This window comes from Streptomyces sp. NPDC093018, from assembly GCF_040684035.1.
Classification (GTDB): Bacteria; Actinomycetota; Actinomycetes; order Streptomycetales; family Streptomycetaceae; genus Streptomyces; species Streptomyces murinus.
In genome coordinates this window covers 369,697-385,737 of the sequence record NZ_JBFBFF010000005.1, presented here as the reverse complement: position 1 = coordinate 385,737, position 16,041 = coordinate 369,697, and the positions used below count along the sequence as shown (strand labels likewise).

The following is a 16,041-nucleotide window of genomic DNA, read 5'->3' as shown; positions in this document are numbered from 1 at the left end:
CACCCTTGCGCGCCTGGACTGGCGGCTGGTTTCCGGTCCCCCCGACGTACGGATGTGGTCGGTCGCGCATTCACCCGTACTGCACCGGGGACGACGACGCTCCCCAGGCGTCGCATGGTTCCCGGTGGTCTGCATGCCGCACAGACTACGCACCGCCAAAACCTGCCGAGCCCCGAAGTTCACCCCAAACCAGGCAAGTTGCCTCCTACGAATCGGTTATGTGATCCCGTTCACCACCGCCCCTCTTGTCGCATGCGTGACGCCGTTCTATCGTCGTGATGTATCGAGTCGATACATCAGCGCGAGATAAAGTCGCTGAGAAGGCACTGGGAGACCTGCGGTGGGAGCCGCGGGCCGGGAGGAGGCGACGATGAGCCGGCGCTCCGGCATCCTTGAGTTCGCCGTGCTCGGCCTGCTGCGCGAGTCCCCTATGCACGGTTACGAGCTGCGTAAACGACTCAACACGTCCCTGGGTGTGTTCCGCGCTTTCAGCTACGGGACCCTGTATCCCTGCCTCAAGACGCTGGTCGCGAGCGGCTGGTTGACCGAGGAGCCGGGCAACACCCACGAGGACGCCCTCGCCGCTCCCCTCACCGGACGCCGCGCCAAGATCGTCTACCGGTTGACGGCGGAAGGTAAGGAGCACTTCGAGGAACTGCTCTCGCAGACCGGTCCCGACGCGTACGAGGACGAGCACTTCGCCGCACGGTTCGCCTTCTTCGGGCAGACCTCGCGCGATGTGCGCATGCGCGTGCTGGAGGGCCGGCGCAGCCGGCTGGAGGAGCGCCTGGAGAAGATGCGCGCCTCTCTGACCCGGACGCGAGAGCGCCTGGACGACTACACACTCGAGCTCCAGCGCCACGGGATGGAATCCGTGGAGCGCGAAGTGCGCTGGCTGAACGAGCTCATCGAGAGCGAGCGAGCCGGACGGGACCTGAGAAGTCCCTCGTCCGGGGGGCCCGCTCAACAGGACACCACCACTGGATCGACGGGCGGCCTGCCCCGTCCCGGGAGCACCTCCCGGACGGATCCGCCCGGCGACACCGCCACGTGAGTCCCAGTCAGGGCCTCACTCGTACACACAGGGAGCAACCGGAATGGGTTCGGTTCGCGTAGCCGTCGTCGGCGTGGGCAACTGCGCCGCGTCGCTGGTGCAGGGAGTCGAGTACTACAAGGACGCCGACGCGGCGGCCAAGGTCCCCGGCCTGATGCACGTGCAGTTCGGTGAGTACCACGTGCGCGACATCGAGTTCGTGGCCGCGTTCGACGTGGACGCCAAGAAGGTCGGCCTCGACCTCGTGGACGCGATCGGCGCCTCCGAGAACAACACCATCAAGATCTGCGACGTCCCGAGCAGCGGCGTCACCGTGCAGCGTGGCCACACCCTCGACGGCCTGGGCAAGTACTACCGCCTGACCATCGAGGAGTCGGAGGCCGAGCCGGTCGACGTCGTCCAGATCCTGAAGGACAAGCAGGTCGACGTTCTGGTCTGCTACCTGCCGGTCGGCTCCGAGGACGCGGCGAAGTTCTACGCCCAGTGCGCCATCGACGCCAAGGTCGCCTTCGTCAACGCCCTTCCGGTCTTCATCGCCGGTACCAAGGAGTGGGCGGACAAGTTCACCGAGGCCGGCGTGCCGATCGTCGGTGACGACATCAAGTCCCAGGTCGGCGCCACCATCACGCACCGCGTCATGGCGAAGCTGTTCGAGGACCGCGGTGTCATCCTGGACCGCACGATGCAGCTGAACGTCGGCGGCAACATGGACTTCAAGAACATGCTCGAGCGCGAGCGCCTGGAGTCCAAGAAGATCTCCAAGACGCAGGCCGTCACCTCCCAGATCCCCGACCGGGACCTCGGCGAGAAGAACGTCCACATCGGCCCGTCCGACTACGTGGCCTGGCTGGACGACCGCAAGTGGGCCTACGTCCGCCTTGAGGGCCGCGCCTTCGGTGATGTCCCGCTGAACCTGGAGTACAAGCTCGAGGTCTGGGACTCCCCGAACTCCGCCGGTGTCATCATCGACGCCCTGCGCGCCGCGAAGATCGCCAAGGACCGCGGCATCGGTGGCCCGATCCTCTCCGCGTCCTCGTACTTCATGAAGTCCCCGCCGGTGCAGTACTTCGACGACGAGGCCCGCGAGAACGTCGAGAAGTTCATCCGCGGCGACGTCGAGCGCTAGAGCTCGGCACCGCCCCACGGGGAGCCGCTCGTACAAAAATCGCTCCTGCCAGGGCTGTGAAGGTCCCCGGGTCCTGACCCGGGGACCTTCCGCATATGTGAGGCTGTGCCCCATGCCCGTCGTCCGTGACCTGCGCGTCCTGTTGCGCCTGCGGTACTTCCGGCGCCTGCTGTACGTTCGTCTGCTGTCCCAGGGCGCCGACGGCGTCTACCAGGTCGCGCTCGCCGCCTATGTCGTCTTCTCCCCGGAGAAGCAGACCTCGGCCGCCGCGATCGCCTCCGCGATGGCGGTGCTGCTGCTCCCCTATTCACTGGTCGGCCCCTTCGCGGGCGTCCTGCTGGACCGCTGGCGGCGCCGTCAGGTGTTCGTCTACGGCAATCTGCTGCGCGCCCTGCTGGCCGTCGGCACCGCCGTGCTGATGGCCGGCGACGTCCCGGCCTGGCTCTTCTACGTCTCCGCGCTGTGTGTCACGGCCGTCAACCGCTTCATCCTCGCCGGGCTCTCCGCGGCCCTGCCCCGGGTGGTCGACACCGAGCGCCTGGTGATCGCCAACTCCCTGTCGCCGACGGCCGGCACGCTCGCCGCGACCGCCGGGGGCGGACTCGCTTTCGGGGTACGGCTGCTGTCCTCGGGCTCCGATGCCGCGGTGGTGCTGCTGGGCGCCCTGCTCTATCTGTGCGCCGGCCTGGTCTCCCTGAGCATGGCGCCCGCCCTCCTCGGTCCCGACCGGCAGCAGCTGCAACCGCATCTGCTGACCGCGCTCGCCGACACGGCCCGTGATCTGCTCGCCGCCATCCGGCATCTGGCCGCGCCCCGGCGCAGGGAGGCGGCCTGGGCGCTGGCCTCGATGACGCTGATGCGCTTCTGCTACGGCGCGCTGCTCGTCCTGCTGCTCATGCTGTGCCGCTACACCCTCGCGTCCGGCCCGGAGCAGGGGCTGCGGCTGCTCGGTCTGGCGCTGGGTCTGTCCGGTGCCGGGTTCTTCGCGGCGGCCGCGGTGACTCCCTGGGCGGCGGGACGACTGGGTCCCCTGCGCTGGATCGTGGTGTGCTCGGCGGCGGCCGCGGTGCTGGAACCCGCGCTCGGTCTGCCGTTCGCCACCGGCCCCCTGCTCATCGCCGCCTTCGTGCTGGGGCTGATCACCCAGGGCGCCAAGATCGCGACCGACACCATCGTCCAGTCCTGTGTGGACGACGGCTTCCGCGGCCGGATCTTCTCCGTCTACGACGTGCTCTTCAATGTGGCCTTCGTCGGCGCGGCCGGGGTGGCGGCCCTGATGCTCCCGCCGGACGGCAGATCACCGCTGCTGGTCGCCCTGGTCGCCGTGATCTACGCATTCGTCGCCGCACTGCTGGCGTACTTCGAACGGCTGCTGCGAGGCACGAGTAGACGGAAAGAGGGTCGATGTTTCACGTGAAACATCGACCCTCGATGCGGCCGGCCCGGCGCATGTTTCACGTGAAACAACGGCCGGGCCGAACCCTCACTCCTGTCCGGCCCACCACTCCTTGAGCGCGGCCACCGCGGCCTCGTGCTCCATCGGGCCGTTCTCCAGCCGCAGCTCCAGCAGGTGCTTGTACGCCTTGCCGATCACCGGGCCGGGAGTGACGCCCAGGATCTCCATGATCTGGTTGCCGTCGAGGTCCGGGCGGATCGAGTCCAGCTCCTCCTGCTCCTGAAGCTGGCCGATGCGCTCCTCCAGACCGTCATAGGCCCGGGACAGCGCGGCCGCCTTCCGCTTGTTGCGGGTGGTGCAGTCGGAGCGGGTCAGCTTGTGCAGGCGGTCCAGCAGCGGTCCCGCGTCACGGACGTAGCGGCGGACCGCCGAGTCCGTCCATTCCCCGGTGCCATAGCCGTGGAAGCGCAGATGAAGTTCGACCAGTCGTGAGACGTCCTTCACCAGCTCGTTGGAGTACTTCAGCGCGGTCATGCGCTTCTTGGTCATCTTGGCGCCGACCACCTCATGGTGGTGGAAGGAGACCCGGCCGTCCTTCTCGAAGCGGCGCGTGCGCGGCTTGCCGATGTCATGCAGCAGCGCGGACAGCCGCAGCGCGAGGTCGGGGCCGTTCTCCTCCAGCGCGATCGCCTGCTCCAGCACGATCAGCGTGTGCTCGTAGACGTCCTTGTGCCGGTGGTGCTCGTCGCTCTCCAGGCGCAGCGCCGGCAGCTCGGGCAGCACATGGGCGGCCAGCCCGGTGTCGACGAGCAGGGTCAGGCCCTTGCGCGGGTGGTCGGAGAGGATCAGCTTGTTCAGCTCGTCCCGCACCCGCTCCGCCGAGACGATCTCGATGCGCCCGGCCATGTCCGTCATGGCGGCGACGACCTCGGGAGCGACCTCGAAGTCCAGCTGGGCGGCGAACCGGGCGGCCCGCATCATCCGCAGCGGATCGTCCGAGAAGGACTCCTCCGGCGTGCCCGGCGTCCGCAGCACACGGGCCGCGAGGTCCACCAGGCCGCCGTACGGATCGATGAACTCCTTCTCCGGCAGGGCTACGGCCATCGCGTTGACCGTGAAGTCCCGGCGGACCAGGTCCTGCTCGATGGAGTCGCCGTAGGAGACCTCGGGCTTGCGCGAGGTGCGGTCGTACGCCTCCGACCGATAGGTCGTGATCTCGATCTGGAAGGTCATGTCGGTGTCCCCGACCCGGGCGCCCTTGTGCGCGCCGACGGTGCCGAAGGCGATCCCCACCTCCCAGACCGCGTCGGCCCAGGGCCGGACGATCTTCAGCACGTCCTCGGGACGGGCATCGGTGGTGAAGTCCAGATCATTGCCGAGCCGGCCGAGCAGTGCGTCGCGCACCGACCCGCCGACCAGCGCGAGGGAGAACCCTGCCTCCTGGAATCGGCGGGCGAGATCGTCGGCGACCGGCGCCACCCGCAGCAGCTCGGTGACCGCGCGCTGCTGGGCCTGGCTCAGGGCGGAGGGAGTGTCTTCGTTGGGGTTCGGCACAACAGAAGAGGGTACGTGCCCCGGGCGCTCCGGGGCGCCCCTATTCGGCCCGGGACCCGGGCCGGAGCGGGCCGCGGGCGGCTTCCGGCATACCTGTGCAAGCGCAGCTCTTGCGGCGTACGACCCCTCTCCCCTCGATACTGGATATAGAGGACGGGTCGTCTCCGTCCAGCGATCTTGTGACCTAGACCGCGGCACTTCCGCTCGGCGCACATCGTTACCATGCGAGGACGCACATTCCGACGACCACTGAGACGACGAGGGACGGGCGAGCGCGTGGCCGAGGCGGCTGACTTCCAGGGGACCAGTGCCTCACCCGCGCGCCGATGGCTGCGGCGCACCGGAGCCCTGCTCGCCGGGGCGCCCCTGCTGGCCGGACTGCTCCAGCTGCCCGCCGCCGCGCCGGCCGCCGCCGCGTCCGGGGACCCGGTGTCCGTCGCTCTGGACTCGATGAGCCCCAACGCCCCCACGGACGGCGATACCCTCACCGTCTCCGGCACGGTGACCAACAACGGCAAGCAGGCCGTCACCGGAGCCCATGTGGGCCTGCGGGTCGGCCCGATATTGAACACCCGCTCCGGGATCAACGACGTGGCCCAGCACCCGGACGAGCTCCAGGGCCTCAGCGGCTCCGAGGTCGGTGACAAGTACGCGCAGAAGTTCGCCAAGCTGGCGCCGGGCGTCGCCGAGCACTTCAGCATCTCCGTGCCGGTGGACAAGCTCGACCTGGGCGCGAACGGTGTCTACGAGTTCGGGGTCGCCCTGTCCGGGCAGACCTCCGCCCAGCCCTGGCAGCAGGTGCTCGGCGTCCAGCGGACGTTCCTGCCGTGGCAGCCGTCCGACGCCGACACCAAGACCAGGACGACGGTCCTGTGGCCGCTGCTGTCCACCGTCCATATGACGGCCAAGACGGGCGCCGGCGAGCTCCAGACGCCGGTGTTCGTCAACGACGACCTGGCCAAGGAGCTCGCGCCGGGCGGCCGGCTCGATCAGCTGGTCAGCCTCGGCAAGGACCTGGACGTCACCTGGGTGATCGACCCGGACCTGCTGGCCTCCGTGGACGCCATGGCGTCGGGCAACTACCGGCTCCAGGGAGACGGCGACACCACCGTCGCGGGACCCAAGGAGCACCAGGCGCTCGCCAAGCAGTGGCTGGCGAACCTCCAGAAGGCGGTCGTGGGCAAGGAGGTCGTGGCCCTGCCCTTCGCCGACCCCGACCTGGCCTCGCTCGCGCACCGCGGCACCAGCGTCACCGGCTCCCTCAGCCATCTCAAGGACGCCACCGACGTCGCCGCCACCACCGTGAAGACTGTGCTCCACGTCACACCGAGCACCGATTACGCGTGGCCGGTGAACGGCGCCGTGGACCCGTCGATCATGAGGGTCGCGACCTCCGCCGGCGCGGACCGGGTGATCGCCCGCAGCGACAGCCTCCAGGAGACGGCCGGGCTGTCGTACACGCCCTCCGCCGCCCGCCCGGTCGGCGGCGGCACCACGGCGGTCGTGGCCGACGCCAAGCTGTCCACGGCCTTCGAGGGCGATCTGACGAAGGCGGCCGACTCCACGCTCGCCGTGCAGGAGTTCCTGGCCCAGAGCCTTGAGATCAACGCGCAGACGGACCAGCAGCGCAGCATCGTCGTCGCCCCGCAGCGCCTGCCCACCGCGGCCCAGGCGCAGGCGATGGCCGCGGCCGTGCGAGCACTCCAGGGCGGCACCTGGTCGCAGGCACAGGACCTGACGGCGGCGGCGAAGGCCAAGCCCGACCCGAGCGCCACCACGCGCATCCCGTCGACCTCCGCCTACCCGACGTACCTGCGTCGGCAGGAGCTGCCGGCCTCGGCCTTCCAGCAGATCGCCCGGACCCAGGACAAGCTCGACGACTTCCAGGTGATCCTCTCCGACCAGTCCCGTGTGGTCACCCCGTTCGGGCGGGCCATAAACCGCGGGATGTCCACGTCATGGCGGGGCCAGAGCGATGACGGGGACGGCTTCCGCAACGGCGTCGAGGGATGGCTGGACGATCTGGCCGGGCAGGTCAGGCTGATCGACAAGTCCGAGACCAAGCTCTCCGGACGCAGCGCGACCATCCCGGTGACCGTCCAGAACAACCTCGTCCAGCCGGTCGGCCATCTGGTGCTGCGCCTCACCTCGACCCAGCCGACCCGACTGAAGATCGGCGGCAAGGCGTACTACGAGCAGCCCGTCGACATCGCCGGCGGCCACGCCCAGTCGGTGAAGTTCACCACGTCGGCCAACGCCAACGGCCGGGCCACGGTGATCGCCCAGCTGTACACCGAGGACGGCCAGGAGTACGGCTCCGCCGTCACCTTCGATGTGAAGGTCACCGAGGTCACCCCCACGGTGATGCTGGTCATCGGCGGCGGTGTGCTGCTCCTCGTCCTCGCCGGCTTCCGGATGTACACCCAGCGCAAGCGCGCGGCCGCCCGCCAGGCCGGGGAGGGCGGCGCGGGCGCGGCGGGGGAGCACTCCGACGGGCCGGGGAACCCCGACGCGCCCGCGGGTCGTCTCCCGGAGGAGTCCGACTCCACCACCGGGGCAGACGACCCGGAGCAGCCGAGTGACCCTGCGCCGGACACCGCACCGGAAAGCACCGACCCGTCCGGGACGGGTGAGAGAGTGGACCGTTGAGCGATGTCGTGGCCGGTGGGCCCGGGACGATGAGGTGGGGTAAGGCATGAACGCGCCGTACGACGGTGATCGCGGCCAGGGCGCGGCCGGCTCGGGCTACCCCGAGACGCCGCCCGAGCCCGGCCAGGTGCCGCCGCAGCAAGCGGCGGACATGTACCTCCAGGACGCCTACGACCAGGATCCCTACCGGGCACACGATCTGACCGCCCAGGACCCGGTCGCCGAGGCGCTCTACGACCGCGCCGCGCATCCCCCGCCGCCTCCGGGCACCTATGAGCAGCCGCTGTACGCGCAGCCCGCCCAGTCGCCGTACGCGCCCGACCCTCGGGTGTGGGCGCAGACCCCGGCGCCCGAGCCGGACGGCGCGGCGCCCTACCTGCCCTACGGCGACGATCCGCGCACCACCCAGTTCGTGGGCGTGGACGACCTGGTCTCGAACTCCGGCGAGGAGTACCACGAGCCGGACGCCTTCGCGCATCTCTTCAAGGACCAGCAGCAGAGCGGCGGACACACGCCGATGGACTCCCCGGGCGTCCCGGGACCGGCCGCCGCGCCGGGCATGGGCACCGCGTCCGGCGGTCAGTACCCACCGGCCTACGGCCAGCAGCAGAATCCGTACGCCGGGCAGGGATATCCGGCCGCGCCCGCCGCGCCCTACGCCTCCGCCCAGAACCCGATGCAGCCCCCGGCGCCCGCACCGGTCGGGGCACCGGTTCCCGGCGTCCCCGCCGGGTCGGGCCCGGCCGAGACGGTCATGGCGCCCGTGGCCTCCGTGGCGACCGCCGCGCCCGCCAAGAAGGGCGGCAAGGTCGGCGGGCTGATGAAGTCCAGCGCCGTCATGGCGGCCGGCACCCTGGTCTCCCGGCTCACCGGCTTCGTCCGCTCCGCGCTGATCGTCTCCGCGCTCGGCCTCGGCTTCCTCGGCGACTCCTTCCAGGTCGCCTACCAGCTGCCGACCATGATCTACATCCTCACCGTCGGCGGCGGCCTCAACTCGGTGTTCGTGCCGCAGCTGGTCCGCTCCATGAAGGAGGACGAGGACGGCGGCGAGGCCTTCGCCAACCGCCTGCTGACCCTCGTCATGGTGGCACTGGCCGCGCTGACCGCTCTCGCGATGTTCGCGGCGCCGCTGCTGGTGCGCATGCTGTCCAACCCGGTCGCCAGCAACCCGGCGGCCAACGAGGTCGCGGTCACCTTCACCCGCTACTTCCTGCCCTCGATCTTCTTCATGGGCATCCATGTGGTGATGGGCCAGGTCCTCAACGCGCGCGGCAAGTTCGGCGCGATGATGTGGACCCCGGTCCTGAACAACATCGTCATCATCGTGTCGCTGGGCATGTTCATCTGGGTCTACGGCACCGCCGCGCACTCCCATATGACGGTCACGAACATCCCGCCGCAGGGCCAGCGTCTGCTCGGCGTCGGCGTGCTGCTCGGCCTGGTCGTGCAGGCGCTGGCGATGATCCCCTATCTGCGCGAGACCGGGTTCCGGATCCGGCCGCGGTTCGACTGGCGCGGCCACGGCCTCGGCAAGGCGGCGGCGCTCGCCAAGTGGACGGTCCTGTTCGTGCTCGCCAACCAGGCCGGCGCCATGATCGTCACCCAGCTGTCCACCGCGGCCGGCAAGGACTCCGGTGTCTCCGGCACCGGCTTCGCCGCCTACGCCAACGCCCAGCTGATCTGGGGCCTGCCGCAGGCCATCATCACGGTCTCCCTGATGGCCGCCCTGCTGCCGCGTATCTCCCGTTCGGCCTCCGAGGGCGACGGCGGCGCCGTACGCGACGACATCTCGCAGGGCCTGCGGACCACCGCGGTCGCCATCGTGCCGGTCGCCTTCGGCTTCGTGGCGCTGGGCATCCCGATGTGCACCCTGATCTTCGGCAGCTCGGGCACCAGCTCGGCCACCAACATGGGCTACATGCTGATGGCCTTCGGCCTCGGCCTGATCCCGTTCTCGGTGCAGTACGTCGTCCTGCGCGCCTTCTACGCCTACGAGGACACCCGCACCCCCTTCTACAACACGGTCATCGTCGCCGCGGTCAACGCGGGCGCCTCAGCCCTGTGCTTCTTCCTGCTGCCGGCCCGCTGGGCGGTCTCCGGCATGGCGGCCGCGTACGGCATCGCCTACGCGATCGGCGTCATCGTCGCCTGGCGACGGCTGCGCAAGCGCCTCGGCGGCGACCTGGACGGCGCCCGGGTGCTGCGGACGTACGCCCGGCTGTGCATCGCCTCGGTACCGGCGGCCCTGCTCAGCGGCGCGGCCTGCTACGGCATCGGGCACACTCTCGGCCAGGGCGCCATCGGCTCCTTCGCGGCGCTGATCGTCGGCGGAGCCGTACTGCTCGGTGTCTTCTTCGTCGCCGCCCGCCGGATGCGGATCGACGAACTCAACTCGCTCGTGGGAATGGTGCGCGGGCGTCTGGGCCGCTGAGGCGGGGGTAAGCGCACAACCATCGTCCGCCGCCGTGTGTCGTGCATAGCGGCGGACTGTGGGCACAATTGGGTTTGGCGTCGGACAGCGTGCAACGGATGGGGAGGCAGGGACGACGGTGGCGGAACGGAGCACGGCTGCCGTCGACGTGGCAGACAACAGCGGCGAGCAGCCGCTGACCGCGAAGGCGGACCAGTCCACGGCCGACGGGGTGGCCAAGAACCCGGAGCGGGACACGGACGGCAGCGAGGGGCAGGGGAACGACGCGGAGGGTTCTCTCAAGCAGGCCTCACCGCCCGAACTGCACAGCGGTCACAAACTCGCCAGACGCTACCGGCTGGAGGAGTGCGTCACCCGACTGGACGGATTCAGCAGCTGGCGTGCGGTCGACGAGAAACTGCGCCGCGCGGTCGGCGTCCATGTACTGCCGGCCGACCACGCACGGGCCCGCTCGGTCCTCGCCGCGGCCCGGTCCTCCGCGCTGCTCGGCGACCCGCGCTTCGTCCAGGTCCTCGACGCCGTCGAGGAGAACGACCTCGTCTACGTCGTCCACGAATGGCTGCCCGACGCCACCGAGCTGACCACCCTGCTCACGGCCGGTCCGCTGGAGCCGCACGACGCGTACCAGATGGTCAGTCAGGTGGCCTCCGCCATGGCCGCCGCGCACCGTGAGGGCCTCGCCCATCTGCGGCTGAACCCCAACGCGGTGCTGCGCACCTCGACCGGCCAGTGGCGTATCCGCGGCCTCGCGGTGAACGCCGCGCTGCGCGGCATCAGCTCCGAAACCCCGCAGCGCACCGACACCGAGGCGATCGGCGCCCTGCTGTACGCGGCACTGACCCAGCGCTGGCCCTACGAGGACGACGCCTACGGTCTGTCGGGCCTCCCCAAGGACGTCGGGCTCGTCGCACCGGACCAGGTGCGGGCCGGCATCCACCGCGGCCTGTCCGAGCTGGCCATGCGGGCGCTCGCGAACGACGGGGCGACCGCGTCCCGGCACGAGGCGCCGTGCACCACGCCGGAGGAGCTGGTGAAGGCGATCGGCGAGATGCCCCGCATCCGCCCGCCGGAGCCGGCGTTCACCGCACCGCCCGAGTACCAGCGCACGACCTATCAGCAGGGCACCTACGGCCGTCCGGCGCCGCACCCCGGCGCCGCCCAGCCGATCGCGGCCCCGCCGCCCCCGTTGCAGAGCCGCACCGGCAAGGCGCTGAAGTGGGCGGTCTCCGCCCTGCTCATCGCCGCCCTCGGCCTGGGCAGCTGGCAGTTGGCGGACGCCCTGATGGACCAGGGCGGCACGTCGCACGACACCAACAAGAGCGGCACCACGGACGGCGGCGACAAGACCTCCAAGCAGTCGGCGGCACCGATAAAGATCCAGGGCAGCCAGGAGTTCGTCGCGGAGGGCGATCCCCAGAGCGCCGCCAACGTCGCCAAGACGTACGACGGCAATCCGTCGACCTACTGGAAGACCAAGTCCTTCAACGACGGTCCGCCCATCGCGCCGCTGAAGCCGGGCGTCGGCATCGTCTACGACCTCGGCTCGGCCACCCAGCTCGACAAGGCCACGCTCAGCCTGCGCTACGGCGGCGACCACACCACGGTCGAGCTGTACGCCGCCGACTCGCTGACCCCGCCGTCGCTGGACTCGATGACCCGGATCGGCACGGTCACCACCACCAACACCACCGCTACCGTGAAGGTCACCAAGCAGCTGAAGACGCGGTACGTCCTCGTCTGGCTGACCGCGCTGCCGAACTCCGGCTATGACTCCACGCTGTACTCCAGAGCGGGCTACAAGCAGGCCATCGGCGAAGTGCAGTTCACGGGCTGACGTCGCTACCCGGACCGGAGGGGCAGATGGCGGAGGACGCCGGATACGACGGGGTGAGCGACCAGGAGCTGCTCACCCGCCATGTGCAGGGCGACCCCGATGCCTTCGGAGAGATCGTACGGCGGCATCGGGACCGGCTCTGGGCGGTCGCGCTGCGCACGCTGGGGGACCGCGAGGAAGCCGCCGACGCGGTGCAGGACGCCCTGGTGTCGGCCTACCGGGCCGCGGGCACCTTCCGGGGCCAGTCGGCGGTGACGACCTGGCTGCACCGGATCACGGTGAACGCCTGCCTGGACCGCGCCCGCAAGGCGGCCACGCGCAAGACCGCCCCGGTGGACGACACCGAGCGGCTGGAGCAGCTGCTGGAGCCGCACGAGTCCGCGTCCGCGCCGGCCGAGCGCAATGATCTGCACCGCCAGCTCATCGAGGCGATGGGCACCCTGGCGCCGGAGCAGCGGGCCGCGCTGGTCCTCGTGGACATGCAGGGCTACCCGGTCGCCGAGGCGGCCCGGATCCTCGATGTGCCGACGGGCACGGTGAAGAGCCGGTGCGCCCGGGGCAGAGCCCGGCTGCTGCCGTTGCTCAGCCATCTGCGCCCCGGACGCGGCAGCACAGAAGAAAACAGTTCTGGCCGGAACCGGGTGGAAGGGACATCCGTCCCATCGACAACGGGGGCTTCCGACACGAGCCTCCCGCATGCGGGACCGACCGATTCAGCCGTAGCGAAGGGCGGAGGTGGGCGAGCGTGACATCGACGACGGACACGGCCGGGCACCCGGACGTCACCGAGATCTCCGACCTCGCCGAGGGACTTCTCCCGCCCGAGCGCGGCACGGACGTACGACGCCATCTGGGCGCCTGCGAGCTGTGCGGGGACGTCTACGCCTCCCTGGAGGAGATCCGGGGGCTGCTGGGATCCTCACAGGCGCCAGAACCCATGCCCGTCGACGTGGCCCAGCGCATCGATGCCGCCCTGGCCGCCGAGGCGCTGCTCAACACTTCCGGGCAGGACTCCACGGGTCATGTTTCACGTGAAACATCGGCCCCCACCGAACACCCAGCACCCGCGCCGATCGATCGCCCCGCCGACCGTCCCGTCGATCGCCCGGCCGGCCGGGCGGGGGCCCCGACCGGGCCGGGCCGGAAGAAGAACGGCCCCGGCCGCCGCCGCAGGGCCTTCGTGCTGGGCGGTGTGCTGACCGCCGCCGTCCTGGGCGCCGGTGCGCTGGTGCTCCAGTCACTCGGCGGCGGCACCTCCTCCACGACGGCCACGGGCAAGCCCAGCGCGTCCGCCGAAGCGTTCTCCGGGAGCAGCGTCCAGAACCAGGTGCGGGATCTGCTGGCCACGAAGAAGAGCCCTCAGCAGGAGGACGGCCAGCGGCCGCGTTCCGGACAGAACACCCCGCAGACGGGCGAGAGCGCGAACACGCTCCTCCAGCCCCAGGTCGCCGTCCCCGAGTGCGTCCGACGGGCGGTCCCCCGGGGCGGGCAGGCGCTGGCCGCGAAGACCGGTACCTACGCCGGGAAGAGCGCCTATCTCGTCGTCCTCCCCGATCCCCAGGACAGCGCGCGCGTCACGGCCTATGTGGTCGACGCCACCTGTGTCGGACAGCAGCCCGTCTCCGCCGGCAAGGTTCTGCTGAAGCAGCCCGTCGCCCGTCCCTGAACCCCGGTGCCGGTCAGTCGTCCCCTGCACGCGTGTGCCCGGACACAGCGGGAATGCGCGCCCCGTAGGATCCGTTGGGTGGGGTGAGAGACCCGAAAGGGGCTCTCCCCGGTCGACTGACGCAGACCAGAGACGAGGAATCTAGCCGTGAGCGATGTCCGTAACGTGATCATCATCGGCTCCGGGCCCGCAGGCTATACGTCGGCGCTGTACACCGCCCGCGCATCGCTGAAGCCCCTGGTGTTCGAGGGCGCCGTCACCGCCGGTGGCGCGCTGATGAACACCACCGAGGTGGAGAACTTCCCGGGCTTCCGTGACGGCATCATGGGCCCCGACCTCATGGACAACATGCGGGCGCAGGCCGAGCGCTTCGGTGCCGAGCTGATCCCGGACGACATCGTCTCGGTCGACCTCACCGGGGAGATCAAGACCGTCACCGACACCGCGGGCACGGTCCACAAGGCCAAGGCCGTCATCGTCACCACCGGCTCCCAGCACCGCAAGCTCGGCCTCCCGAACGAGGACGCACTGTCCGGCCGCGGTGTCTCCTGGTGCGCCACCTGTGACGGGTTCTTCTTCAAGGACCAGGACATCGCCGTGATCGGCGGCGGCGACACCGCGATGGAGGAGGCCACCTTCCTCTCGCGCTTCGCCAAGTCCGTGACGATCGTCCACCGCCGGGACACGCTGCGCGCCTCCAAGGCGATGCAGGAGCGCGCCTTCGGCGACCCGAAGATCAAGTTCGTGTGGGACAGCGAGGTCGCCGAGATCCAGGGCGAGCAGAAGCTCTCCGGCCTGAAGCTGCGCAACCTCAAGTCCGGCGAGCTGTCCGAGCTGCCGGTGACGGGTCTGTTCATCGCGATCGGCCACGACCCGCGCACCGAGCTGTTCAAGGGCCAGCTGGACCTCGACGAGGAGGGCTACCTGAAGGTCGCCTCCCCCTCCACCCGCACCAATGTGACCGGTGTCTTCGCCGCCGGTGACGTGGTCGACCACACCTACCGTCAGGCGATCACCGCGGCCGGCACCGGCTGCTCCGCCGCCCTGGACGCCGAGCGCTTCCTCGCCGCCCTCGCGGACGAGGACCAGGCCGAGCCCGAGAAGACCGCCACGGTCTGACGCTCCTCTCAGCTTCCTCCCCCCTCCCGCCCCACGATCAAGTTAAGGAGCCCAGCGTGGCCGCCCTGAAGAACGTGACCGACGCCTCCTTCGACGAGGACGTCCTCAAGAACGACAAGCCCGTCCTGGTGGACTTCTGGGCCGCCTGGTGCGGTCCGTGCCGCCAGATCGCCCCCTCCCTGGAGGCGATCGCGGCCGAGCACGGCGACAAGATCGAGATCGTCAAGCTCAACATCGACGAGAACCCGGCCACGGCCGCCAAGTACGGCGTCATGTCCATCCCGACCCTGAACGTCTACCAGGGTGGCGAGGTCGCCAAGACCATCGTCGGCGCCAAGCCCAAGGCCGCGATCGTCCGCGACCTCGAGGACTTCATCGCCGAGTGATGTTTCACGTGAAACATTGAAGGGGCCGACCTCCACGGGTCGGCCCCTTCCTTTGTTCCCGCTACAGCGGCCGCAGCGCCGGCTCCTTCTGCACCGCGCCCAGAAGCCGGTCGATCGCCATCTCGACGTCTTCCTTCCAGGAGAGCGTCGACCGCAGCTCCAGCCGCAGCCGGGGATGCACGGGATGCTGCCGTACCGTCTTGAAGCCCACGGCCAGAAGATGGTCCGCCGGCAGCAGACAGGCGGGCTCCTTCCAGCGGGCGTCCCCGAATGCCTCTATGGCCTTGAAGCCCCGGCGCAGCAGATCCTTGGCCACCGTCTGCACCAACACCCGGCCGAGCCCCTGCCCTTGATAGCCGGGCTTGATGAAGGCCGTGATCAGCTGGACGGCGTCCGGTGACACCGGGCTCGTGGGAAAGGCGGCCGAGCGCGGGACATAGGCGGGTGGGGCGTAGAGCACATAGCCCACCGGGGCGTCATCGACGTAGACCACGCGGCCGCAGGAGCCCCAGTCCAACAGGACGGCGGAGATCCAGGACTCCTTCTCCACGGCGGCCGTGCCGCCCTTGATCGCCGCCTCACCACTGACGGGGTCCAGCTCCCAGAAGACACATGAGCGACAGCGTTGGGGGAGGTCCTGAAGGTTGTCCAGCGTGAGCGGCACCAGCCGACGCCCCATGAAGGCCCTTCCTCGCTTCCCTCACCGGCCGCCGCGGCGCGAGCGGCCGTTCGAGCACTGCGCTCCCTGAGCACTGGCATCGTATCCACCATGCGATTCACTCGATACCGCCGCAAAGCAAAGAGCGGGCCGTGTTCCGGTACACAC

12 protein-coding genes are annotated in these 16,041 nt (G+C 70.0%); 10 read left to right on the top strand and 2 right to left on the bottom strand.

Annotation, left to right across the window (positions count from 1 at the left end):
- Positions 1-370 precede the first annotated feature (370 nt).
- The 3 genes from AB0N90_RS15040 (at position 371) to AB0N90_RS15030 (ending at position 3,597) form a co-directional block, all read left to right on the top strand.
- Positions 371-1,054, top strand: a complete 684-nt coding sequence (locus tag AB0N90_RS15040; RefSeq protein WP_327230775.1) for a PadR family transcriptional regulator — start codon at positions 371-373, stop codon at positions 1,052-1,054.
- Positions 1,055-1,097: 43 nt separating this feature from the next.
- Positions 1,098-2,180, top strand: a complete 1,083-nt coding sequence (locus AB0N90_RS15035) for an inositol-3-phosphate synthase (RefSeq protein ID WP_361672021.1) — start codon at positions 1,098-1,100, stop codon at positions 2,178-2,180.
- Between the two features lie 112 nt (positions 2,181-2,292).
- Entirely contained in the window at positions 2,293-3,597 is a 1,305-nt protein-coding gene (locus AB0N90_RS15030) for an MFS transporter (protein ID WP_365196445.1), read from the top strand.
- Between the two features lie 66 nt (positions 3,598-3,663).
- Here AB0N90_RS15030 and AB0N90_RS15025 read toward each other — a convergent pair whose 3' ends face one another.
- Positions 3,664-5,130, bottom strand: coding sequence for a CCA tRNA nucleotidyltransferase (locus tag AB0N90_RS15025; protein ID WP_361672025.1), 1,467 nt, complete (start codon positions 5,128-5,130; stop codon positions 3,664-3,666).
- A gap of 276 nt (positions 5,131-5,406) precedes the next feature.
- Here AB0N90_RS15025 and AB0N90_RS15020 point away from each other — a divergent pair, with 276 nt between their 5' ends.
- The 7 genes from AB0N90_RS15020 to trxA all read left to right on the top strand — a co-directional run bounded on the left by AB0N90_RS15020 (position 5,407) and on the right by trxA (position 15,215).
- Complete coding sequence (locus tag AB0N90_RS15020; protein WP_365196443.1) at positions 5,407-7,779, top strand: DUF6049 family protein; 2,373 nt, start codon at positions 5,407-5,409, stop codon at positions 7,777-7,779.
- 46 nt (positions 7,780-7,825) lie between these two features.
- Positions 7,826-10,210 (top strand): murein biosynthesis integral membrane protein MurJ, encoded by a 2,385-nt coding sequence (gene murJ / locus AB0N90_RS15015; protein WP_365196440.1) that lies wholly within the window; start codon positions 7,826-7,828, stop codon positions 10,208-10,210.
- Between the two features lie 118 nt (positions 10,211-10,328).
- Positions 10,329-12,044 carry a protein kinase family protein gene (locus AB0N90_RS15010; RefSeq protein WP_361672034.1) on the top strand — a complete coding sequence of 572 codons (1,716 nt, stop codon included), beginning with the start codon at positions 10,329-10,331 and terminating at the stop codon, positions 12,042-12,044.
- 26 nt (positions 12,045-12,070) lie between these two features.
- Entirely contained in the window at positions 12,071-12,793 is a 723-nt protein-coding gene (sigM, locus tag AB0N90_RS15005) for an RNA polymerase sigma factor SigM (protein ID WP_361672037.1), read from the top strand.
- A complete protein-coding gene (locus AB0N90_RS15000) occupies positions 12,790-13,710 on the top strand; it encodes a hypothetical protein (protein ID WP_365196439.1) in 921 nt (306 codons plus the stop codon). The genes sigM and AB0N90_RS15000 overlap by 4 nt, the downstream gene beginning before the upstream one ends.
- Before the next feature lie 147 nt (positions 13,711-13,857).
- Positions 13,858-14,829: a thioredoxin-disulfide reductase gene (gene trxB / locus AB0N90_RS14995; RefSeq protein WP_365196436.1), complete on the top strand. Its 972-nt coding sequence runs from the start codon at positions 13,858-13,860 to the stop codon at positions 14,827-14,829.
- Between the two features lie 56 nt (positions 14,830-14,885).
- Complete coding sequence (gene trxA / locus AB0N90_RS14990) at positions 14,886-15,215, top strand: thioredoxin (RefSeq protein ID WP_037650402.1); 330 nt, start codon at positions 14,886-14,888, stop codon at positions 15,213-15,215.
- 61 nt (positions 15,216-15,276) lie between these two features.
- Here trxA and AB0N90_RS14985 read toward each other — a convergent pair whose 3' ends face one another.
- Complete coding sequence (locus tag AB0N90_RS14985) at positions 15,277-15,894, bottom strand: GNAT family N-acetyltransferase (RefSeq protein ID WP_361672044.1); 618 nt, start codon at positions 15,892-15,894, stop codon at positions 15,277-15,279.
- Between the last annotated feature and the right edge of the window lie 147 nt (positions 15,895-16,041).